Annotated in this window: 19 protein-coding genes; 13 read left to right on the plus strand and 6 right to left on the minus strand. The window is 71.5% G+C overall.

Annotation, left to right across the window (positions count from 1 at the left end; all coding sequences use genetic code 11):
- Nucleotides 1-12 precede the first annotated feature (12 nt).
- From QSK34_RS24450 to QSK34_RS24480, 7 genes are all read left to right on the plus strand, one after another.
- Nucleotides 13-1,338, plus strand: coding sequence for an MFS transporter (locus tag QSK34_RS24450; protein ID WP_285587025.1), 1,326 nt, complete (start codon nt 13-15; stop codon nt 1,336-1,338).
- 78 nt (nt 1,339-1,416) lie between these two features.
- A complete protein-coding gene (locus QSK34_RS24455; protein WP_285587027.1) occupies nt 1,417-3,504 on the plus strand; it encodes a molybdopterin oxidoreductase family protein in 2,088 nt (695 codons plus the stop codon).
- Nucleotides 3,501-4,904, plus strand: a complete 1,404-nt coding sequence (locus tag QSK34_RS24460; protein WP_161483187.1) for an FAD-dependent oxidoreductase — start codon at nt 3,501-3,503, stop codon at nt 4,902-4,904. Before QSK34_RS24455 ends, QSK34_RS24460 begins: the two co-directional genes overlap by 4 nt.
- Entirely contained in the window at nt 4,901-7,318 is a 2,418-nt protein-coding gene (gene nirB / locus QSK34_RS24465) for a nitrite reductase large subunit NirB (RefSeq protein WP_285587031.1), read from the plus strand. Before QSK34_RS24460 ends, nirB begins: the two co-directional genes overlap by 4 nt.
- Nucleotides 7,315-7,662, plus strand: coding sequence for a nitrite reductase small subunit NirD (nirD, locus tag QSK34_RS24470; protein ID WP_161483189.1), 348 nt, complete (start codon nt 7,315-7,317; stop codon nt 7,660-7,662). Before nirB ends, nirD begins: the two co-directional genes overlap by 4 nt.
- Nucleotides 7,659-8,843: a uroporphyrinogen-III synthase gene (locus QSK34_RS24475; RefSeq protein WP_285587033.1), complete on the plus strand. Its 1,185-nt coding sequence runs from the start codon at nt 7,659-7,661 to the stop codon at nt 8,841-8,843. The genes nirD and QSK34_RS24475 overlap by 4 nt, the downstream gene beginning before the upstream one ends.
- Nucleotides 8,840-9,592, plus strand: a complete 753-nt coding sequence (locus QSK34_RS24480) for a sirohydrochlorin chelatase (protein WP_285587035.1) — start codon at nt 8,840-8,842, stop codon at nt 9,590-9,592. The genes QSK34_RS24475 and QSK34_RS24480 overlap by 4 nt, the downstream gene beginning before the upstream one ends.
- On the opposite strand, the gene QSK34_RS24485 is transcribed toward QSK34_RS24480, so the two are convergent.
- From QSK34_RS24485 to QSK34_RS24505, 5 genes are all read right to left on the minus strand, one after another.
- On the minus strand, nt 9,505-10,014 hold the full coding sequence (locus QSK34_RS24485) for a hypothetical protein (protein WP_161483192.1): 510 nt from the start codon (nt 10,012-10,014) through the stop codon (nt 9,505-9,507). The genes QSK34_RS24480 and QSK34_RS24485 overlap by 88 nt on opposite strands.
- Nucleotides 10,015-10,209: 195 nt before the next feature.
- Complete coding sequence (locus QSK34_RS24490) at nt 10,210-11,118, minus strand: CPBP family intramembrane glutamic endopeptidase (protein ID WP_285587039.1); 909 nt, start codon at nt 11,116-11,118, stop codon at nt 10,210-10,212.
- A 67-nt stretch (nt 11,119-11,185) separates the two neighbouring features.
- Nucleotides 11,186-11,791 carry a response regulator transcription factor gene (locus tag QSK34_RS24495; protein ID WP_285587041.1) on the minus strand — a complete coding sequence of 202 codons (606 nt, stop codon included), beginning with the start codon at nt 11,789-11,791 and terminating at the stop codon, nt 11,186-11,188.
- The gene (locus QSK34_RS24500; protein ID WP_285587044.1) at nt 11,788-13,014 is read right to left on the minus strand and encodes a sensor histidine kinase; all 1,227 of its coding nucleotides are present in this window, start codon (nt 13,012-13,014) and stop codon (nt 11,788-11,790) included. The genes QSK34_RS24495 and QSK34_RS24500 overlap by 4 nt, the downstream gene beginning before the upstream one ends.
- A 130-nt stretch (nt 13,015-13,144) precedes the next feature.
- Entirely contained in the window at nt 13,145-13,999 is an 855-nt protein-coding gene (locus QSK34_RS24505) for a PAC2 family protein (protein ID WP_285587046.1), read from the minus strand.
- Between the two features lie 118 nt (nt 14,000-14,117).
- On the opposite strand from QSK34_RS24505, the gene QSK34_RS24510 reads away from it, so the two are divergent.
- From QSK34_RS24510 to QSK34_RS24520, 3 genes are all read left to right on the plus strand, one after another.
- A complete protein-coding gene (locus QSK34_RS24510; protein WP_285587047.1) occupies nt 14,118-14,774 on the plus strand; it encodes an HAD family hydrolase in 657 nt (218 codons plus the stop codon).
- A gap of 131 nt (nt 14,775-14,905) precedes the next feature.
- Nucleotides 14,906-15,568: a hypothetical protein gene (locus QSK34_RS24515; RefSeq protein ID WP_285587048.1), complete on the plus strand. Its 663-nt coding sequence runs from the start codon at nt 14,906-14,908 to the stop codon at nt 15,566-15,568.
- 32 nt (nt 15,569-15,600) lie between these two features.
- Nucleotides 15,601-16,365, plus strand: a complete 765-nt coding sequence (locus QSK34_RS24520) for a hypothetical protein (protein ID WP_285587050.1) — start codon at nt 15,601-15,603, stop codon at nt 16,363-16,365.
- Nucleotides 16,366-16,369: 4 nt separating this feature from the next.
- Here the strand turns inward: QSK34_RS24520 and QSK34_RS24525 are convergent, their stop codons facing one another.
- Entirely contained in the window at nt 16,370-17,476 is a 1,107-nt protein-coding gene (locus QSK34_RS24525) for a helix-turn-helix transcriptional regulator (protein ID WP_285587051.1), read from the minus strand.
- A gap of 334 nt (nt 17,477-17,810) precedes the next feature.
- Between QSK34_RS24525 and QSK34_RS24530 the strand changes: the two genes are divergently transcribed.
- The 3 genes from QSK34_RS24530 (at nt 17,811) to QSK34_RS24540 (ending at nt 21,395) form a co-directional block, all read left to right on the plus strand.
- On the plus strand, nt 17,811-18,284 hold the full coding sequence (locus QSK34_RS24530; RefSeq protein WP_285587052.1) for a cellulose synthase: 474 nt from the start codon (nt 17,811-17,813) through the stop codon (nt 18,282-18,284).
- Between the two features lie 297 nt (nt 18,285-18,581).
- The gene (locus QSK34_RS24535; protein WP_285587053.1) at nt 18,582-19,583 is read left to right on the plus strand and encodes an ABC transporter permease; all 1,002 of its coding nucleotides are present in this window, start codon (nt 18,582-18,584) and stop codon (nt 19,581-19,583) included.
- A gap of 45 nt (nt 19,584-19,628) precedes the next feature.
- Nucleotides 19,629-21,395, plus strand: a complete 1,767-nt coding sequence (locus QSK34_RS24540; protein ID WP_285587056.1) for an ABC transporter substrate-binding protein — start codon at nt 19,629-19,631, stop codon at nt 21,393-21,395.
- Nucleotides 21,396-21,414 lie beyond the last annotated feature (19 nt).

Below are 21,414 nucleotides of genomic sequence, written 5' to 3' on the forward strand. Positions count from 1 at the left end.
AAGGACCCCCTCATGGCACGTTGGATCGCCGACTGGCGCCCGGACGACCCCGACTTCTGGGCCGCCGGAGGGCGGCGGGTCGCCCGCCGCAACCTGATCTTCTCGATCTTCGCCGAGCATCTCGGGTTCACGCTCTGGACGGTGTGGAGCATCGTCGCGGTACGCCTGAGCGCCTACGAGTTCACGACCGACCAACTGTTCTGGATCGTCGCGCTGCCGAACCTGGTGGGGTCGGCGCTGCGGCTGCCCTACACCTTCGGGCCCGCGAAGTTCGGCGGGCGTAACTTCACGGTGGTCAGCGCGCTGCTGCTGCTCGTGCCTGCGGGGCTGCTCGCGGTGGCGGTCAGCGACCCGGCGACACCCTACTGGATCTTCCTCGTCATCGCCGCGACCGCCGGGCTGGGCGGTGGCAACTTCGCCTCCAGCATGGCGAACATCACCTACTTCTACCCCCAGTCCAAGCAGGGGGCCGCGCTCGGCCTGAACGCGGCCGGGGGCAACATCGGGGTCTCCTCGGTGCAGCTGGTGATGCCGCTGGTGATCGGCGCCTTCGGGCTGGCGGCGGCCGGGCTGTTCTGGGTGCCGTTCATCCTGGCGGCGGCGCTGGGCGCCTACTTCTTCATGGACAACCTGACGGTCGCCAAGGCCGAGCCGCGCGAGATGGCGAAGGCGGCGGCCAAGCCGCAGACCTGGATCATGTCGGTCCTCTACATCGGCACCTTCGGCTCCTTCATCGGCTACTCGACCGCCTTCCCGCTGCTGCTCACCTCGCAGTTCCCCGAGCAGTCGGGGCTGACCTCGCTGGCGTTCCTGGGCGCCCTGCTCGGCTCGCTGATCCGGCCCGTGGGCGGCTGGTTGTCCGACCGGCTCGGCGGCGCGGCGGTCACGTTGTGGAACTTCGCCGCGATGGCGGGCGCGGTCCTCCTCGTGTACGCCGGCCTCGCGGCCCACAACGTCGGCCTCTTCTTCGCCGCCTACCTGCTGCTGATCGGCACCGCGGGGGTCGGCAACGGGTCGACGTACCGGATGATCCCGGCGATCTTCCGGGCCAAGGCGATCGAGGGCCTGGAGCCGGGCACCACGGCCTACGACGACGCCCTGGCGGCCGGCCGCCGGGACGCCGCGGCGGCCATCGGCTTCATCTCCGCGGTCGGCGCCTTCGGCGGGTTCTTCATCAACCGCGGGTTCGGCTCGTCCATCGCCGCGACCGGGGGAGCGGGGGCGGCGATAACCGCTTTCGCCATTTTCTATGGCATTTGCTTCGTTCTGACCTGGTTCTGCTACCTGCGACGCCACGCCACCGGGACCTCTCCCAGCCTCGCGGCCGCCCGTGTTTAACCGAGGAACCCCACCTTGTAGCACAGCGGTAACAGAAGGGACCCAGCGGTGAAACCGCCTGAAAGCACCATCGGACCCATGCCGTTCTCACTTTCCGCTCCGGCGTCTGTGATGTCGCCGCTGCCCGCGGGGACGGCCACGCACTGCCCGTACTGCGCCCTGCAGTGCGGCATGCACGTCACCCCGGCCGAGACCACCCAGGTCGAGATCACCCCGCGCGACGACGTGCCGGCCAACCAGGGCGGCCTGTGCCAGAAGGGCTGGACCGCCGGCGCGCTGCTGGGGTCGCCGCACCGCCTGACCACGCCGCTCATCCACGGCAAGCCGGCGGGCTGGGACGAGGCCCTCGGGTACGCCGCCTCCCGCATCGCCCGGATCCAGGACGTGCACGGCCCCGACGCGATCGCCGTCTTCGGCGGCGGCGGGCTGACCAACGAGAAGGCCTACCAGCTCGGCAAGTTCGCCCGGGTCGCGCTGCGCACCAGCCAGATCGACTACAACGGCCGGTTCTGCATGTCGTCGGCCGCCGCGGCGACCAACCGGGCCTTCGGCCTCGACCGGGGCCTGCCCTTTCCGATCACCGACCTGGCCGGGGCCGACGCGGTGCTGCTGGCGGGCGGCAACGTCGCCGAGACCATGCCGCCCTTCGTGCGCCACCTCAACCCGGCCGGGCTCATCGTCGTCGACCCCCGCGAGACCGCCACCGCGCGGCTCGCCGCCCTGCACCTGCAGAACACCCCCGGCACCGACCTGGCCCTGGCCCTCGCGCTGCTGCACATCGCCATCGCCGACGGCCACGTCTCCGAGGAGTACGTGGCCGCCCGCACGACCGGCTTCGACGCGGTCCGCGACAGCGTCTCGGCCTGGTGGCCCGAACGCGCCGAACGTGTCACCGGCGTGCCGGTCGCGGACATGCGCCGGGCCGTCGCGATGCTCGCCGAGGCGGGCAACGCCGTCGTGCTCACCGGGCGCGGCGCCGAGCAGCACGCCAAGGGCACCGACACGGTCACCGCCTACATCAACCTGGCGCTCACGCTCGGCCTGCCCGGCCGCCCCGGGTCCGGCTACGGCTGCGTCACCGGCCAGGGCAACGGCCAGGGCGGCCGGGAGCACGGCCAGAAGGCCGACCAGCTCCCCGGCTACCGCAAGATCGACGACCCGGCGGCCCGCGCCCACGTGGCCGCCGTCTGGGGCGTCGACCCCGCCGACCTGCCCGGCCCCGGCCGCTCGGCCTACGAGCTGCTCGACGCGCTGGGCACCCCCGAAGGCCCGAAGGGCCTGCTGCTGTTCGGCTCCAACCCGGTCGTCTCCTCGCCCCGCTCCGGTCACGTGGCCGGGCGGCTGGCGGCGCTCGACCTGCTGGTGGTGGCCGACTTCGTGCTCTCCGACACCGCCGAGCTGGCCACCGTCGTCCTGCCCACGGCCCAGTGGGCCGAGGAGGCGGGCACGATGACCAACCTCGAAGGGCGCGTGCTGCTGCGCCGCCGGGCCGTCGCTCCGCCCTCGGGGGTGCGGAGCGACCTGGAGATCCTGTCCGGCCTGGCCGACCGCCTCGGCCGGGGCGGCTCGTTCCCGGCCGACCCCCGCACCGTATTCGACGAGCTGCGCCGGGCCAGCGCCGGCGGCCTGGCCGACTACTCGGGCATCACGTACGAGAAGATCGCCGACCAGGGCGGCGTCTTCTGGCCGTGCCCCGCCGACGACCACCCCGGCACCCCGCGGATCTTCCTCGACCGGTTCCCGACCCCCGACGGGAGGGCCCGCATGGTCGTCGTCGACCACCGGCCGCCCGTCGAGGACGTCGACGCCGACTACCCCTACTACCTGACCACCGGCCGCCTGCTGGCGCACTACCAGAGCGGCGCGCAGACCCGCAGGGTGGCCGACCTCGTCCAGGCCGCCCCCGAGCCGTTCCTGGAACTCCACCCCGACCTGGCCGACCATCTCGGCATCCGTCCGGGCGACCTGGTCAGGGTGACCGGCCGGCGGGGGGTCACCGAGGCGACGGCCCGGATCAGCGCGGCGATCCGGGCCGACACCGTTTTCCTGCCCTTCCACTGGGAGGGTCCCAACCGGCTGACCAATCCGGCGCTCGACCCGGTCTCGCGCATGCCCGAGTTCAAGGTGTGCGCGGTCAACCTCGCGGTCGTGGGAGGTGGCCGATGAGGGGCATCGTCGTGGTGGGCAACGGCATGGCCGGAGCCCGCCTGGTCAGCGAGGTGCGCGCGCGCGACAAGAAGGCGCGGGTGACCGTGTTCGGGGCGGAGGAGCGGGCGCCGTACAACCGGGTGCTGCTGTCCAACGTGCTGGCCGGCACCACGCGGGCCGACCAGGTGCGCCTGCACGGGCCCTCCTGGTACACCGACCACAACGTGACCGTCCACCTCGGCACCGAGGTCGTCGCGATCGACCGGGAGACCCGGTGCGTCATCACGGCCGACGGGGGGCGCACGCCCTACAGCGTGCTGGTGCTGGCCACCGGCAGCCGGCCGGTCGTCCCGGACGTCCCCGGCGCCGAACGGGCCATCGCGTTCCGCACCATGGACGACTGCGAGCGCATCCTCGCGGCGGCCAAGGAGGCCCGGCGGGCCGTCGTCATCGGCGGCGGGCTGCTCGGCGTCGAGGCCGCCCGCGGCCTGGCCGGGCGTGGCCTGCCGGTCACCCTGCTCCACCTCAAGGGCCACCTGATGGACCGCCAGCTCGACCAGGAGGCCGGGCAGGTGCTCGGCGACACCCTCGAAGGGCTCGGCGTCGAGATCATGACCGGCGTCTCCGTCACCGGGATCACCGACGGCAAGGTCGAGCTGACCACCGGCCACGTCGAGGCCGACCTGGTCGTGGCGGCGTGCGGGGTCCGGCCGGTCACCGGGCTGGCCGAGGACGCCGGTCTGCACGTCGAACGCGGGATCGTCGTCGACGACGAGATGCGTACCGACGACCCGGCGATCTTCGCCATCGGGGAGTGCGCCCAGCACGACGGCCAGGTCTACGGGCTGGTCGCGCCCTGCTGGGAACAGGCCGCCATCGTCGCCGACCTCGTCACCGGCGCCGACGCGCGGGCCCGCTACCGGGGTTCGCGGCTGGTCACCCGGCTCAAGGCCAAGAGCGTCGAACTGGCCGCGATGGGCGAGACCCACCTGACCGACGCCGACGCCGAGATCGTGAGCTTCACCCACCGGCGCGGCGGCACCTACCGCAAGCTCGTCATCCGCGACGGCCGCCTGGTCGGCGCGATCCTCGTGGGCGACCCGGCCACGGTCGGCACGCTCACCCAGCTCTACGACCGGGGCGGCCCGCTCCCCGCCGACCGGGCCGGGCTGCTGTTCCCCGCTCTGTCGGGGGCGGCGCCGGTCAGTCCCAGTCCGGTACGCATGCCCGACGCGGCCCAGGTCTGCCGCTGCAACAACGTGACGAAGGGACAGATCAGGGCCTGCTGGGAGGCCGGTGCCCGCGACGTGGCCGCCGTGGCGGCGGCGACCCGGGCGACCACCGGCTGCGGCAGTTGCGCCGAAACGGTCGGCGGAATCGTGGAATGGCTGTGCGAACAGGAAGGGGCGAGCGCATGACCCGCGTTCTCATCGTCGGTAATGGCCCGTCCGCGCACCGGCTGGCCGAGACCCTCACGACCCGGGGCTTCACCGGTTCGGTGACGATCCTCGGGGAGGAGCCCCGGGGCGCGTACGACCGGGTGGCCCTCACCACCCACCTGACTGAGGGCCGCGACCTCATGTACCCCGAGATTCCCGGGGTCACGACCTTCGTCGACACGAAGGTCGTCTCGATCGAGCCGGCCGCCAAGACGGTCAACGGCACGATCCCCTACGACGTGCTGGTCCTGGCGACCGGCTCGGCGCCGTTCGTGCCGCCGGTGCCCGGACGCGACCTCGACGGTTGCCACGTCTACCGGACCATCGACGACCTCGACGCCATCAGGGCCTCCGCGAAGACGGCCACGGCCGGCGTCGTCGTGGGCGGCGGCCTGCTCGGCCTGGAGGCCGCCGACGCCCTCCGGGGGCTGGGCCTGCAGACCCACATCGTCGAGATGAGCCCGTGGCTGATGCCCCGGCAGGTCGACGAGGGCGGCGGCGCCGTGCTGAAGAGGCACGTCGAGGCCCTCGGCTTGACCGTGCACACCGGCTCGGGCGTCACCCGCATCGAGGGCGACGACCGCGTCACCGGCCTGCTGACCCCGGACAAGGGTGTCATCGACGCCCAGGTCGTGGTGTTCTCCGCCGGCATCCGGCCGCGCGACGAGCTGGCCAGGGGCGCCGGGCTCCAGGTCGGGGAGCGCGGCGGCATCGTGGTCGACGACGGCATGCGCACCAGCGACCCGTCGATCCTCGCCATCGGCGAGTGCGCACTGCACAACGGCCAGATCTACGGCCTGGTCGCGCCGTGCATGACGATGGCCGAGGTGGCGGCCGACCGCATCATGGGCGGCTCGGCCGCGTTCACCGGCGCCGACCTGTCGACCAAGCTCAAGCTGCTCGGCGTCGAGGTGGCCCAGTTCGGCGCGATGGCGGGCGCCCTCGACGTCACCTACCTCGACCCGGTGGCCGGGGTCTACAAGAAGCTGTTCGTCAGCGACGACGCCTCGACCCTGCTCGGCGGCATCTGCGTCGGCGACGCCGCCCCCTACGCCACGTTGCGCTCGTTCGTCGGGTCCGAGCTGCCGGCCGCGCCGAGCGACCTGCTGTTCAGCCCGGTCGCCGTGGAGCTGCCGGGGGACGCGCCGGTCTGCTCGTGCAACAACGTGACCAAGAACGACGTCACCGCGGCCATCAAGGAGCACGACCTCACCGACGTCGCCGGGGTCAAGGCGTGCACCCGGGCCGGCACCACCTGCGGCAGCTGCGTGCCGCTGCTGAAGAAGATCCTCACCGAGTCGGGCGTCGACACCGGGACGGGCCTGTGCGAGCACTTCACGCACAGCCGGGCCGAGTTGTTCACGATCGTCCAGGTCCGCGGCATCACCACGTTCACCCAGCTCATCGACGAGCACGGGACCGGCCGGGGCTGCGACATCTGCAAGCCCGTGGTGGCCTCGATCCTGGCGTCGCTGCACAACGGTCACGTCCTGGAGGGCGAACAGGCCGCCCTGCAGGACACCAACGACCATTTCCTAGCTAACCTACAAAAAAATGGGACATACTCGATCGTGCCCCGGATCCCGGGGGGCGAGATCACCCCAGAGAAACTGATCGTGATCGGCGAGGTCGCCCGCGACTTCGGCCTGTACACCAAGATCACTGGAGGCCAGCGCATCGACCTGTTCGGCGCCCGCGTCGAAGAGCTGCCCCGCATCTGGCAGCGTCTGGTCGACGCCGGATTCGAGTCGGGCCACGCCTACGGCAAGGCCCTGCGCACGGTGAAGTCGTGCGTCGGCTCCACCTGGTGCCGTTACGGCGTACAGGACTCGGTGACCCTCGCCATCGACCTGGAGTTGCGCTACCGCGGCCTGCGCTCGCCGCACAAGCTGAAGTCGGCCGTCAGCGGCTGCGCCCGCGAGTGCGCCGAGGCCCGGTCGAAGGACTTCGGCATCATCGCCACCGAGAAGGGCTGGAACCTCTACGTCGGCGGCAACGGCGGCTTCACCCCCCGCCACGCCGACCTGCTGGTCCAGGACGTCGACACCCCGACCCTCATCCGCACGATCGACCGGTTCCTGATGTTCTACATCCGCACCGCCGACCGCCTCCAGCGCACCTCCGCGTGGCTGGAGAACCTCGAAGGCGGCCTCGACCGGCTCCGCGAGATCGTCATGGACGACGCCCTGGGCATCTGCGCCGACCTCGACGCCCAGATGGCCGCCCACGTCGCGACCTACGCCGACGAGTGGCGGGCCACCCTCGACGACCCGGTGAAGCTGCGCCGCTTCGTCAGCTTCGTGAACGCGCCCGGCACGCCCGACCCGTCGATCACCTTCACCACCGAGCGCGACCAGATCAAGCCCGAGATCCTGCAGGTGACGAGCCGATGACGACGATGCCGCTGCCCCAGCGTGTGTGGGAGGCCGTGTGCCCCCTCTCCGACCTGCTGCCCGAGCGCGGCGCCTGCGCCCTGATCGGCGGCGAGCAGGTGGCCGTGTTCCGAACCCACGACGGGTCCCTGTACGCCATCGGCAACCGGGACCCCTTCAGCGGTGCCTACATCCTGTCCCGGGGGATCGTCGGCACCAGGAACGGGGAGCCGACCGTGGCCTCCCCGATGCACAAACAGGTGTTCTCGCTCACCAGCGGGGTCTGCCTGGACGATCCCGGGACTGTGATTCCGACATTTCCGATTCGCGTCACCATGGGGATGGTTGAGGTGAGCGTCAAATGACCGCACTGCTCGAAGAGACGCAACTGGCCGCACTGGCCGAGGGGCTGTCTCCGGAGACCGCGCCGAACGCGCTGTCCGGCTTCACGATCGGCGTCACCGCCACCCGCCGTCGCGAGGAGTTCTCGGCGCTGCTCGAACGCCGGGGCGCGCGCGTGGTGAGGGCGCCCGCGATCCGGCTGGTGCCGCTGACGGAGGACGTCGACCTGATGTCCGCCACCCGCGAGTGCCTGGCCACACCGGTCGACGACGTGGTCGTCACCACCGGCGTCGGGTTCCGCGGCTGGGTCGCCGCCGCCGAGGGCTGGGGGCTGGCCGGCCACCTGACCGCCCGCCTGGCCGACGCCCGGCTGCTCACCCGCGGCCCCAAGGCGCGCGGCGCCGTCCGGGCCGCCGGCCTCACCGACCACTGGACGCCGGCGACCGAGTCGTGCGAGGAGGTCCTGCGCTACCTGCTGAGCCAGGACCTGCGCGGCCGCCGCATCGCGATCCAGCTGCACGGCGAGCCGCTGACCGGCTTCGTCGCCGACCTGCGCGCCGCCGGGGCCGAGGTCATCGAGGTGCCCGTCTACCAGTGGCTGCCCTACCGCGACACCTCGCCGCTGCGCCGCCTGGTCAGCCAGGTCGCCTCCGGCGCGATCGACGCGGTCGCGTTCACCAGCGCCCCGGCCGTGCACGCCATGCTCAACGCCGCCCGCGCCGACGGGCTGGAGGAGGCCCTGCTCGCCGCCTTCCGCGGCCCGGTGACGGCGGCCTGCGTCGGGCCGGTCACCGCGCAGCCGCTGGTCGCCAAGGGCGTGCCGGTGATCCAGCCGGAGCGGTCGCGGCTCGGCTCGCTGGCCCGCACGCTGGCCCGGCACCTGCCGGAGAACAGCGTCACCCGGCTCACCGCCGGCGGTCACGAACTGGAGATCCGGGGCCACGCGGTGGTCGTCGACGGCGAGCTCAAGCCGTTGCCCCCGGCGCCGATGGCGGTGCTGAAGCGGCTCGCCGACCGGCCCGGCCACGTCGTGGCCCGGGGCGACCTGCGGATGGTGCTGCCCGGCGGACCCTCCCGCGACTCGGCCGAGCACGCCGTCGAGATGGCCATCACCCGGCTGCGCCGCGCCCTGGGCCCCAGCGGCATCGTCGAGACGGTCGTCAAGCGCGGCTACCGCCTTGCCTGTGACCGGGAAGACGTGTGACGACCCTCGTCATGGCGGCCCACGGCGCCCGCAACCCCGAATGGGACGCCGTCCTCGCCGACCTTGCTAGGCGGGTGCGGCGGACCCGCCCGGGGAGCCCGGCCCGGCTCGCCTTCCTGGAGCTGAGCGACCCGCCGCTGGATCGGGTGCTCGCCGAGGTCGCGGGCCCGGTCGTGGTGGTGCCGCTGCTGCTCGCGGGGGGCTACCACGTCCACATCGACCTGCCCGAGGTGATCGCCCGGGTGCGTCCCGACGCCGTCGTCGCGGGCCCGCTCGGCCCGCACCCCCTGCTCACCTCGGTGCTGGCCCGGCGGCTGGCCGCCGCCGGGCTGCGGCCCCGTGACGCGGTGATCCTGGGCGCGGCCGGCTCGTCCGACCCGGCCGCCCTCGCCGCCGTGCGGGCGGCCGCCCGCCTTCTGTCGGTACGCCTCTCCCGCCCGGTCACCGCCGCGTTCGCGTCGGCGGGCCGGCCGGGCATCGCCGAGGCGGTGGCCGAGGTCCGCAGAGGCCCGGCCCCCCGGACGGTGGTGGCCTCCTACCTGCTGGCCCCCGGCCTGTTCCACAACCGCCTGGCCGAGAGCGGCGCCGACGTGGTCAGCGCCCCGCTGGGCGTCGACGACGACCTGGCCAGGCTGGTGTGGCACCGGTACGACGAGGCGCGTCAGGGATCCAGCCGCAGCTCCCGCACGATCGCCTCGGCCGCCTCGGGCCGCGACGGCTCCGAGTCGGCGCCGGTGAAGATCTCGTAGTAGGCGTGCCGGAAACAGCCGGCCAGCAGCAGCCGGGCGCTGGACTCGGGGTGCACGTCGGCCCTGACCCGCCCGAGCTCCTGCTCGCCGGCGAGGTAGGCCGCCAGCGGCAGCACCTCGCCCTCGGGCCCGAGCTCCGAGTCCCGCATGGCCTGCCGGAAGCGGACCGTGAGGATCGGGGAGACGAAGGCCGGGAGGGCGGCGGCCTGGATCTCCGTGTAGTAGTGGATGCCGGCCAGCGCGACCGGCCGCAGGTTCCCGGTCACGTCGCCGTGCCCGGGGCGGAGGTCGTGCAGCAGCCGGAGCCAGGCCGGCAGCCGGTCCTGCAGCAGGGCCAGGAACGTCTCGACCGCCTGAGCCGGGGTGGTGCCCCGGATCTGGGGAGTGGCGGTTCCGATCGGTTCGGCGGTGCCCGTTTTCATCCGCATCGCCATGTCGAGGACACGCCGACGGGTTTCCTGAGAAGAATGGTGCGGTGGTGGGGAGGGAGTTACCATTTTCGCCCTTGTGCGCGCAGTCCACAGAAGACGCTTGTGAGGAAGGAAGCGCTAATTATTACCGCATAAGGGCGGTGAAGTGGCAGGAAAACCAGCATCCGGTTTCCACCGGATGAATCCTCACGGTGTCAAGGCAGGACCGGTCCGCCGCGTGCCCGCCCAGACGACGGCGGTGACCACGACCAGCAGGACGCAGGGGAGCAGCATGATCGCCGACCCGGCCCCCGCCGACCGGTCGGCCCCCGCGAGCGGGTCGGCGTGCGTGACGAGCATGAACAGGTAGACCAGGGTGTTGTTGGCGGCGTGCACGACCACGGAGGTCTCCAGGCCGCCCGTCCGCCACGTCATCAGCCCGAAGGTGACGCCGAGCGTCAGGTAGTAGAGGTTCAGCCACGGGTCGGTGGACATGTGGATGGCCGCGAACAGCACACTCGACACGCCCAGGCCCAGCACCATCGCGGTCCGGGGGCCGCGCCCCCAGCTCGCCGCCACCCGGAAGGCCAGGCCGCGGTAGCCGTACTCCTCGCCCGCCGCCTGCAGCGGCGACAGCAGCACCGTGACGACGAACACGGCGATCGCGTCGGTGAACGTCCAGGCCTTCTCCGTGTACGGGGAGAGCACGAAGAACACCGTCATGTAGAGCACCCACACGGGCACGATCGTCAGCGCCGCCCGGCCGAACACGGCGGGCCGGAACACCGACGACACCGAGCTGAGGGACGCGCCCCGCACCCCGTACAACCACCGCTGGAGGAGCATGCTCCACGGGATCAGCAGCGCGATCGAGACGAGGTTGGCGGCGTGGTAGACCGGGGTGAACTCGGCGCCGCCCGAGATCGGGTTGGCGCGGCCCATCGACTCATCGATGGCCGAGCCGATAAGGCTGATCACGCCGCCGAAGCCGAACAGCCCGACGAGCAGCAGCACGAGGGCCAGCACGCCACGCCCGACCCGGCGCCGCTCGCCGGTGAGCACGAGATGGTAGGGGAGACCCGGCGGGACGCGCCGGGCGGAGGAACGGGATCGCATGCCCCCAGCCTTCTGCGGGCCCGGCCGCGCGAGCAGTGCCGTCGCTCACGAGATCCGATGACATTTGTCAGATCCAGCCGCGCTCGGCGGCGAGGCGGACGGCGTCGTGCCGGTTCGCCGCGCCCAGCTTGGCGACGGCGGCGGTCAGGTAGTTCCGCACCGTCCCCCGCGAGAGCGACACCCGCCGCGCGATCTCCTCGACCGGCGCGCCGTCGCGCGCGAGGGCCAGCACGTCGGTCTCGCGCGGCGTGAGCGGCGAGTCGCCCGCGCTGATCGCCTCGGCCGCCAGCTCCGGATCGACATGCCGCCCGCCCGCCGCGACCTTCCTGACCGCCGCCGCGAGATCCCGCGCCGACGTGGTCTTCGGCAGGAACCCGCGCACCCCCGCCGCCAGCGCCGCCTTCAGATACCCGGGCCGCCCGTGGGACGTCAGGATCACACACCCGCACCCGGGCGCCTCGGCCGCCAGCCGCCGCGCCACCTCGATCCCGTCGGGCCCGGGCATCTGCAGATCGAGCAAGGCCACATCGGGCCGCACCCGCAGCGCCGTCGCGACGGCCTCGTCCCCCGAGGCCGCCCGCCCGACGACCTCGAAGTCATCGACGAGTTCGAGCAGCCCGGCGACGGCCTCCCGGATGAGATGCTCGTCGTCGGCGACCAGAATCCGGATCACCGAAGTTCTCCCTCGGGATGGGGCACCACGGCCTCAAGGACGAACCGATCCCCGTCACGGTGGGCGGACACCCGCCCCCCGAGCCCCCCGATCCGATCGGCCATCGCCCGAAGCCCGGTCCCCGCGCCGACGGACCGCACAGCCGATCTCAGATCCGCTTCCGCGACCGCTTCAGGGATGGCTGGTGCGGCCGATGCCCCGGGTGGTTGCGTGGCTGGTCTTCGGGCTGTTTCCTCGGCCGCTTGAGTGGTGACCGGTGCCGCCGATTCTGCAGGTGGTCGCGTGGGTGGTCTTTGGGCCGCTGCCGTGTCCGCTGCCGTGGCCGGTATGCGGGCCGGTTCTGCGGCCGGTTCTGTGGTGGCGCCGTCGTTCGTGATCGTGAGGTGGAGTTCCCCGTCGGCGGCCGTCGTCGTGATCGTCACGTGCGTCGCCGTCGAGTGGCGGAGGAGGTTCGTGACGCCCTCGCGGACCACCCATGCGAGCGCCTCGGCGCACTCCTCGGGCACCGGGTCGCCGGTCACCACGCAGCGGACGCCGGCCGCGCCGAGCAGCGCCCGGGCGCCCGCCACCTCGTCCTCCCAGGTGACCCTGACCTCGCCGCGCACCACGCGGCGCACCTCGCCGCCGGCCTCCTCGGCCAGCCGCCGGACGCCGGACAACTCGCCGGCCGCCCGCCCGGTGTCGCCCCGGCGGACCAGTTCGGACGCCAGTTCGCTCTTGACCGCGATGGCGGCGAGGGTGCGGCCGAACACGTCGTGCAGGTCACGGGAGATGCGCAGCCGCTCGGTCGCGAGGGCGAGCGCGGCCCGGTCGTCGTGGGCGCGCTGGAGTTCCCACAGGATTCGCAGCATCCACGCGCCCGACCAGCAGGCCCACAGGGTGACGCTGACGACGGCCCCCCCGACGACCAGGAGCGGGAGGTCCGCCACCGCCGCCAGCGGGACGGCCGACAGCAGGATCGCGCCGTTCAGGCAAAGGGTGCGCCGCGCGTCGAGAACGGGCACGAAGCTCGCCGCCGCCGACCCCACCGCCGCCGCGATCACCACGCCGCGCACCGGGGCCGAGATCGTGACCGACGCCGCCACGAGCGCGACCAGCACCAGCGCCCACGGCACCACCCAGCCGGGCGGCCGCCGCCGGGCCCGGCCGCCGAGGACGTCGAAGCTCCACCGGCTGACCAGGACGTTCCCGATGACGAGGGCGACCGTCAGCGCGGCGACCACGAGGAACCCGGGGCTCGACGCCGCCGCAGGAAGGGGTGCGAGCGGGGTCGTGACGGCGAGGTAGGTGGACCAGCGGGCGTAGGCCTCGAACCGCCGGGCGCTGACGACCGGCTCGCGGCCCGGCCCGGTGTCAGCCGTCGGTGCCCCGGTCGCGCCGTCGCAGGTAGCGCTCGAACTCCGCCGCGATCGCGTCGCCGCTCGCCTCGGGCAGGTCGGCGGCGTCCTTGCGCTCCTCCAGCTCCTTGACGTATTCGGCGACCTCGGAGTCCTGGGCGGCCAGTTCGTCGACGCCGGTCTCCCAGGCGCGGGCCTCTTCGGGCAGCTCGCCGTAGGGCATCGGGATGTCGAGGAGGTCTTCGACCCGGCGCAGCAGGGCCAGGGTCGCCTTCGGGTTCGGCGGCTGGGCGACGTAGTGGGGCACCGAGGCCCACAGGGAGATCGTCTGCAGCCCCGCGTGGCCGAGGGTGTGCTGGAGCACGCCGATGATGCCGGTCGGGCCTTCGTACTTGGTCAGTTCGAGGTTGAGAACCCGGGCGAGGCCGGGGTCGCTGACCGAGCCCACGATGGGCACCGGCCGGGTGTGGGGGGAGTCGTTCAGCAGAGCGCCCAGGAGGAGGGCCAGCTCGATGCCGAGTTCGTGGCAGAGCCCGACGATCTCCTGGCAGAACGTGCGCCAGCGCATGTTGGGCTCGATGCCGCGCAGCAGCACGACGTCACGCTTGGCCCCCGGAGGGCGGGCCACCAGCAGGCGGGTGGTGGGCCAGGTGATCGACCGGGTGATGCCCTCGCCCATTTCCACGATGGGGCGGGTCACCTGGAAGTCGTAATAGTCTTCCGGGTCGAGCTCCACCAGCGGGGTGGCCTTCCACTCGGCCTCCAGGTGGGCGAGCACCGCGCTCGACGCCTCACCCGCATCGTTCCAGCCTTCGAACGCGGCGATCAGCACCGGGTCGACGAGCTCAGGGAGCCCTTCGAGCTCGATCAAGCCGCCTCCTCACATAGTCGTGGGCCCAGCCTAGTTGTAGTGCGCCCCCGAGCGTTATCCGTGGCCACCGATAAGCTGAGGGCCGACACCCCGACTGCTCCCCGAGGCCGATAATCCAATGTCCGAACATCTGCATGCCGTTCTCTTCGACATGGACGGCCTGCTGGTCGACACCGAGAAGTTGTGGGGCCTCGTCGAGGCCGAGGTCGTCGAGCGGCTCGGCGGAGAGTGGGGCCCGGACCACCAGGAGCGCCTGGTCGGCGGATCGTGGGACGCCACGGTCGCCTACATGCTCGGCCTGACGGGGGCCGACGTCGCCCCCGAGGTGGTGGGCCGATGGTTGCTCGACGGCATGCTGACCCGGCTGGAGTCGGGCGTCGAGCCGCTGCCCGGCGCCCTCGAACTGCTCACCGAGGTCAAGGCCGGGGGCGTGCGCACCGCCCTGGTCACCGCCTCGCTCCGGCCGATGGCCGACGCCGTGCTGGCCTCGATCGGCCGCCACCACTTCGACGTCATCGTCACCGCCGACGACGTGACCCGCACCAAGCCCGACCCGGAGCCCTACGACCTGGCCCTGCGCCTGCTCGGCGCAGACCCGCGCCACACCGTGGTCTGTGAAGACTCGCCCAACGGCGTGGCCGCCGCCACCGCCGCGGGCTGCCACGTCATCGCGGTGCCCAACCTGGTGCCCATCGAGGCGGCCCCCCGGCGCACGATCGTCGAGTCCCTCCTCGACGTCGACCTGTCGTTGATCAGATCGCTCGTCTCTGCCTGACCGGAAATATCGCTTTATGCGGGAATGTCGCCGGTTGTTCGGCGCAATGAGCCCGCAAAGAAAAATCATGCCGCGTTTGTGGTCCGGGCGGCCGGAAATCAGGGTGGGCGGAATCGTCCATTCCCGCCCCGGTGGGATTTCCGGCAGAGGTGCACACATTGCGAACAATTCACGGCATGGCGAAGGCATTCACGAGAAACGGCTGCACGGCCGTCGGCGTTTCCCTTTTCGGATTTCTGGCCGCCGCCGCGCCCGCGCACGCCGACACGCCGCGGCCGAAGCCGACGTGGACGGACATCACCGACGGCGACGCCCTGTCCCTGAAGACCGCGGCCCTGGCCAGGAAGAACGCCGCCGTGTCGAAGAAGGGCGACACCATCGCGAAGAAGAGCCGGGCCGCCCACCCCAGACCGGTGCGCCCGAAGGCCGAGCCGTCGCTTGACTCCGCCGCCGTCGAGGTCACGTCCCTGGCCGATCCCCTCGTCTTCACCGTGACGACCCGCAAGGGCGTTCCTTATCTGCACGACCCGCGCGAGGCCCCCGGCTGGCACAACCTGCGCCGGGTGTCGGGCAGCCGCGGCGGTCGTGTCACCCAGATCTCCGTGGCCCAGGATTCCCGGCTGAATTACCTTCCCGATCCCACCACGACGACCGCCTTGCGGGTCACCGTGCAAACGCGCGACGGGATCTTCTTCACCGTGTGCCGTCTGGGGAACCTGGCCGATCTCAATGTGCCGCTGCCGACGGCCGGCGCCCTTCCCTGCACGCCATGGGCGACGCTTCCCGCCGTCTGACGAAAGCCACCCGGAATTCACCAGGAGTCATCATGCGTTTCCAGCGATTCGCCGCGTGCGCGATCGTCTTCACCGGTCTGGCCGCGGCGGGTGCGGTCGCACCCGCCGCCGCCACGCCGGCCGACCCCTACTCGCCGGAGAAGTGGGGTGTCATCGGCCGCAACTCCGCGGGGAACGCCAGCGCGTTCCTCCGCCTGGGCCCGTGGGGGCGCACTGCCGCCACCGACCCGGCGGCCACCCAGGCGCCGCCCTATGGAATCGGCAGTCTCGGGTTCATCGTCGGCGGCGACGCCGACCACATCCAGTTCGGCAACGAGACCGATTTCGCCGGTACGCGGCTCGCGGACATCGACGTCCTCCGCTACTGGATCTTCACCGCGGCCGACGAGGACGTGTTCCCGACCATCAACCCGCCCACCCTCAACCTGGAGGTCGACCCGAACCTGGGCACGGCCGACTACACGAGCCTGGTCTACCTGCCCGGCGAGTCGGCGAGCCCTTCGGCCCCGGCTGCGCGGGCCGCCGGACGCTGGCAGCGGTACGACGCGAGCGCCGTCAACAGCAAGTGGTACCTGACCAGGCCGGTCCCCGGCGTGATGGGCTGCACCCAGGCCTCGCCGTGCAGCTTCGCCCTGCTGAAGGCCCAGCTGCCCGACGCGGCGATCTCCTTCGGCGTGGCCTTCAACAAGGGCAGCCAGGACGGCCCCTTCTTCGGCGCCGTCGACGGTCTCCAGATCAACGACGCGCTCTACGACTTCGAACCCCTCGGCGTTCGCAGGTACCAGCCCGTTCTCTGACACGTCAGGCGGCCAGCAGGGGCGCGAGGTCGGCCCGGTTGTTCACGCCCAGCTTCGTGTAGACCCGGCACAGGTGGTTGGCGACCGTACGCGGCGACAGCACCAGCCAGTCGGCGATCTCGCGGTTGGTCAGGTTCCAGGAGGCCAGCCGGGCCACCTCGGCCTCCCGGGCGCTCAGCCCTTCGACGCGGGGCGTGGCCCCGCCGAGCAGCGCCAGCCCGTCGCGCACGCCCAGCGTCGTGGCCCGCTCGCGCACGACGTGGGCGTGCAGCGGGCAGGCCAGCCGGACCCGCGGGGGAGAGGTGTCCCGCACCACGGCGACCAGGCCGCGGCGCTCCAGCCCGGCGACGGCGGCGTGGTCGGCCAGGTCGAGTAACACGTCCAGGTCGACCGGCTCGGTCAGGGCGACCAGTTCGATCGCCGTGGTCTCGGCCGGGGTCAGCCCGGCCAGCTCGGCCTCCAGGAGCCGGCGCAGCCGGGGCGGCATGGTCAGCTCGCCGTCCCACCGCCAGACGCCGCCCGTCAGGGTCATGCCGGTGCCCGGCAGCAGTTCGGTGATCAGGCGCGGGTTGCCGCCGGTGGTGTGGTGGAAGCGGCGGACCGTCGCGATGTCGGCGGTGCCGCCCAGCGCGGCGGCCAGCAGGCGGCCGGTCTCGCGGACCGTCAGCGGGTCGAGGTCGATCCGGGTCAGCGCGCCGTCGCGCCACAGGGCCGCGACCGGCTCCGGCAGCACCGCCCCGGCCCTGGCCGTGAGGACCGGCGTGGTTCCGTGGTGCTCGGCCAGGTGCGCGACCAGGGCGGCCGAGCCGGGGTCCAGCAGATGGGCGTCGTCGACCGCCAGCACCGGCGGGACCGCCCCGAGGGCCCCGGCCGCCCAGACCACCGGGTTGACCGGGGTGTGCCCCGGGCCGGGCAGCAGGTGGGCGAAGGCCCCGAACGGCACGTCGGCCGCGCGGGCCCGGACAAGAAGAAAGGAGAAGGGCGCCAGCGCCTCGGCGAGCAGCCGGCTCCGCCCCGACCCGGCCGGGCCCGCCACCAGCACCCCGCCCCCGTCGCGGGCCGCCGCCCTGATCTGATCACGTTCGGCCGTACGCCCCATGAATGGCCACATGCCTCCGACGGTAGGAAAAGGCCGGTCCGGGCGGATCAGAGTGAACCCCACGGTCCCCCAGGGGTAACCCGGGGGAGTGCCTAGGGGTCGCGCCCTCCTCAGGGAGGAGCCCACGTCGGAGACCCACGTGACAGGATGGAAATCAGGCCAAACCAAGCGAGCCGCGGACGGCCGAACACCGGCCGTGGCTCGCGCACCGAATCTGCCCGATCAAACACGAGACGCGGACGGCCGAAAACTGGCCGTGGCGCGCGCTCTGGATTTGCCCGATCAAGCACGAGACTGACGGCCGGAGGCCGGCCGTGGCTCGCACTGTGAACCCGAGGGGGCCGGCATGACTTTTGAGCAGATCGCGTGGTTGCCGCTGTGTGCGGGGCTGACCGCCGTGGGAGTGGTGCTCGCTTTTCTCGCGTTCCGGCGCCGGGGGGCGGCGGCGGGGCTGCGCGCCACCGCCTGGGCGCTGCTGCCGCTGGCGGCCTACCTGACGAACGCGCTGAAGACCCTCTGGAACATCGTCAGCTCGATCGTCGGATTCGTGACCGGGCTGGTGTTGTCGCCCACAGTGTGGGCGGGGGTTGCGCTGGCGGGGCTTTCGGTGGTCTTGTTCCTGGTGTCGGGGGTCATGCGGGGCCGCACCCTCCGGATGGGACGCAGGTCCCGGAACGAGAGGAAGGGCGCCGAGCCCACTCCGGCCGCTCAGCCGGGCCGGCCGGCGGACGTGACCAAGCCGATGGCCCGTCCGGTCGAGTCGAAGAACGATGACTTCTCCGACATCGAGGACATCTTGAAGAAGCGCGGCATCAGCTGAGCCCGACTCGGGAAATCTCGCATGGCGAGACTCAAGTTACCGGCCAGTGCAATGTCACAGATCCGCGACAGAACCGGAAAGGGACCGCGACATTCTCTTCAAGATCAACACGAATGAGTTTCGCGTGAATCACAGTTGGGCCACATAGCGCCTACTGGGTCTTGTTTACGCAGATCAGCACATAGATTCTGCCTCCGAGACCCGCTCACCATGTGGGTCTGGATCCACATGGGAGCGCTCCGGACGTGTCGTGCTCCCGTCGGCACAACGTCGTCTGGAACCCAGGGGGCCCAACGCATGACCGCACCACTTGACGTCTCCGGCGATGAGCTGAAAGCCACGCCGGAGGCCGTTGCCGAGGGAGCGGGCGCGAAGGCGATCCAGGGGCGGTCGCTCGGACAGATCGCCTGGATGCGCCTGAAGCGGGACAAGGTAGCCCTCACCGGTGCCGGTGTCATCGTCTTCCTGATCCTGGTCGCCGTCTTCGCGCCATTGATCGTGAGCTGGTTCGGCCATCCGCCCAACCAGTTCAACCAAGACCAGATCGACACGCTCACGATGATCCCCAAGGGCGGCTCCGGCATCAGCTGGGACTACCTGTTCGGGGTCGAACCCGTCAACGGCCGCGACCTGTTCAGCCGCGTCGTGTACGGCGCCCGGATCTCCCTGCTGATCGCCGGCCTCGCCACCCTCCTCTCGGTCCTCATCGGGACCGTCATGGGCATCATCGCCGGCTACTTCGGCGGCTGGGTCGACATGATCATCAGCCGGCTCATGGACATCTTCCTCGCCTTCCCCGTCCTGGTCTTCGCCATGGCGCTGGTGGGCGTGCTCGGCCAGTTCGAGACCCAGTTGCAAGTGAAGGGCGACACCCTCCGCATCCTGCTGCTGATCTTCGTCATCGGCTTCTTCAACTGGGGTTACATCGCCCGCATCATCCGCGGCCAGACGCTGTCACTGCGGGAACGCGAGTTCGTCGACGCGGCGCGGAGCCTGGGCGCGCGGGGGCCGTACATCCTGTTCAGGGAGATCCTGCCGAACCTGATCGCGCCGATCCTGATCTACGCCACGCTGCTCATCCCGACCAACGTGCTGTTCGAGGCGGCGCTGTCGTTCCTCGGGGTCGGCATCCAGCCGCCCACCGCGACCTGGGGCGGCATGCTCGCCGCGGCCACGAAGTACTACACCGTGCCGCACTTCATGTTCTTCCCCGGTATGGCGATCTTCATCACCGTGCTGGCCTTCAACCTCTTCGGCGACGGCCTGCGCGACGCGCTCGACCCCAAGTCGGGTCGCTGAGCTTCCACCCTGTCTCCCCGGCTCCTACCAACAAGGGGTTTACGAATGAAGAAGAAAGCACTGGTCGTCTCGGCCGCCGGTGCCGTTCTCGCCCTGGCCCTGTCGGCCTGTGGCGGCGGCGGCACGCCGGCGAACGAGGGCGGTGGCACCTCGGCGCCGGCCGCGTCGGCGGGTGGCGCGGCGGGCTTCAACGCCGGTCTTGAGAACGTGACCAACCCTTCCGACGCGAAGGGCGGCACCCTCAAGATGGCCGTCACCGAGGACTGGGACTCCATCGACCCCGGTGACACCTACTACGGCATGTCGTGGAACCTGCTGCGCATCTACGGCCGCCCGCTGGTGACCTACAACCCGGCGCCGGGCGCCAAGGGCCGCGAGCTCGTGCCCGACCTGGCCGAGAGCCTGGGTGAGAGCAGCGACGACGGCAAGACCTGGACCTACAAGCTGCGCGCCGGTGTGAAGTTCGAGGACGGCACCCCGATCACGTCCAAGGACGTGAAGTACGCGGTGCTCCGTCAGCTCGACAAGGAGACCTTCGTCAACGGCCCGACGTACTTCAACGACTGGCTGGACCTGCCGAAGGACTTCAAGTCGGTCTACAAGACGCCCGACGTCAACACCGACTCGGCGATCGAGACCCCCGACGACCAGACGATCGTCTTCCACCTGAACAAGCCCTACTCCGGCTTCGACAACTTCGCCGCGCTCCCGGCCACCGTGCCGGTCCCGCAGGCCAAGGACACCGGCATCAAGTACCGCGACCACGTCGTGGCCTCCGGTCCGTACATGTTCGAGACCGTCGAGCAGGGCAGCCGCTACGTGCTGGTCCGCAACCCCAACTGGGACCCGGCGACCGACCCGGTCCGCAAGGCGCTCCCGGACAAGTACGAGATCAGCCTCGGCGTCGAGGCCAACGACCTCGACAACCGGATCATCGCCGGCGACCTGCACGTCGACATCGCGGGCACCGGCGTCCAGCCGGCCGCCCTCGGCTCCATCCAGAGCGACCCGGCCCTGCGCGAGCGCGCCGACAACCCGGTCTCGGCCCGCACCTGGTACATCTCGATCCTCAACGACAACCCGCCGCTCGACAACATCGAGTGCCGCAAGGCGGTCATCTACGCCGCCGACCGCGTCGGCCTGCAGAACGCCTACGGCGGCCAGCTCGCGGGTGACATCGCCACCTCGCTGATGCCCTCCAACATCGGCGGCTGGAAGAAGCTCGACCTCTACCCGACCGCCAACGGCGACGAGGCCAAGGCCAAGGAGGCCCTCACGGCCTGCGGCCAGCCCAACGGCTTCGAGACCACGATGACCTTCCGCTCCGACCGTCCGAAGGAGCAGGCGGCCGCCGAGTCGATGCAGCAGGCGCTCGCCAAGGTCGGCATCAAGCTGACCCTGAAGGGCTTCCCGACCTCGGAGTACTTCACCGCCTACGCCGGCAAGCCCGAGTACACCAAGGCCAACGGCATCGGCCTGGCCACCAACGGCTGGGGCGCCGACTGGAACGACGGCTTCGGCTTCCTGTCCCAGATCGTCGACAGCCGCACCATCCGCGCGGCCGGCAACTACAACCTGTCGGTGAAGGACCCGGCCATCGACGCGCTCGTCGACAAGGCCTTCGCCACCGCCGACACGGCCGGCCGTGACGCGGTCTGGGGCGAGATCGACCAGAAGGTCATGGAGGGCGCCTACGTCCTCCCGGCCGTCTACGCCAAGGGTCTGCTGCTCCGGGGCAAGGGCGTGACGAACCAGTTCGTCACCGGCGCCTTCGACATGTACGACTACCTGGCGCTCGGCGTCCAGCAGTAGCAAACCGGCCTTAGGTTCG

The organism is Herbidospora sp. NBRC 101105, from assembly GCF_030269205.1.
Lineage (GTDB): Bacteria > Actinomycetota > Actinomycetes > Streptosporangiales > Streptosporangiaceae > Herbidospora > Herbidospora solisilvae.

Bases quoted from the DNA above. Each gene is read 5' to 3' on its own strand.
- QSK34_RS24450 (WP_285587025.1), top strand. From the start codon at position 13: ATGGCACGTTGGATCGCCGACTGGCGCCCGGACGACCCCGACTTCTGG.
- QSK34_RS24455 (WP_285587027.1), top strand. From the start codon at position 1,417: ATGCCGTTCTCACTTTCCGCTCCGGCGTCTGTGATGTCGCCGCTGCCC.
- QSK34_RS24460 (WP_161483187.1), top strand. From the start codon at position 3,501: ATGAGGGGCATCGTCGTGGTGGGCAACGGCATGGCCGGAGCCCGCCTG.
- nirB (WP_285587031.1), top strand. From the start codon at position 4,901: ATGACCCGCGTTCTCATCGTCGGTAATGGCCCGTCCGCGCACCGGCTG.
- nirD (WP_161483189.1), top strand. From the start codon at position 7,315: ATGACGACGATGCCGCTGCCCCAGCGTGTGTGGGAGGCCGTGTGCCCC.
- QSK34_RS24475 (WP_285587033.1), top strand. From the start codon at position 7,659: ATGACCGCACTGCTCGAAGAGACGCAACTGGCCGCACTGGCCGAGGGG.
- QSK34_RS24485 (WP_161483192.1), bottom strand. From the start codon at position 10,014: ATGAAAACGGGCACCGCCGAACCGATCGGAACCGCCACTCCCCAGATC.
- QSK34_RS24490 (WP_285587039.1), bottom strand. From the start codon at position 11,118: ATGCGATCCCGTTCCTCCGCCCGGCGCGTCCCGCCGGGTCTCCCCTAC.
- QSK34_RS24510 (WP_285587047.1), top strand. From the start codon at position 14,118: ATGTCCGAACATCTGCATGCCGTTCTCTTCGACATGGACGGCCTGCTG.
- QSK34_RS24520 (WP_285587050.1), top strand. From the start codon at position 15,601: ATGCGTTTCCAGCGATTCGCCGCGTGCGCGATCGTCTTCACCGGTCTG.
- QSK34_RS24525 (WP_285587051.1), bottom strand. From the start codon at position 17,476: ATGTGGCCATTCATGGGGCGTACGGCCGAACGTGATCAGATCAGGGCG.
- QSK34_RS24530 (WP_285587052.1), top strand. From the start codon at position 17,811: ATGACTTTTGAGCAGATCGCGTGGTTGCCGCTGTGTGCGGGGCTGACC.
- QSK34_RS24535 (WP_285587053.1), top strand. From the start codon at position 18,582: ATGACCGCACCACTTGACGTCTCCGGCGATGAGCTGAAAGCCACGCCG.
- QSK34_RS24540 (WP_285587056.1), top strand. From the start codon at position 19,629: ATGAAGAAGAAAGCACTGGTCGTCTCGGCCGCCGGTGCCGTTCTCGCC.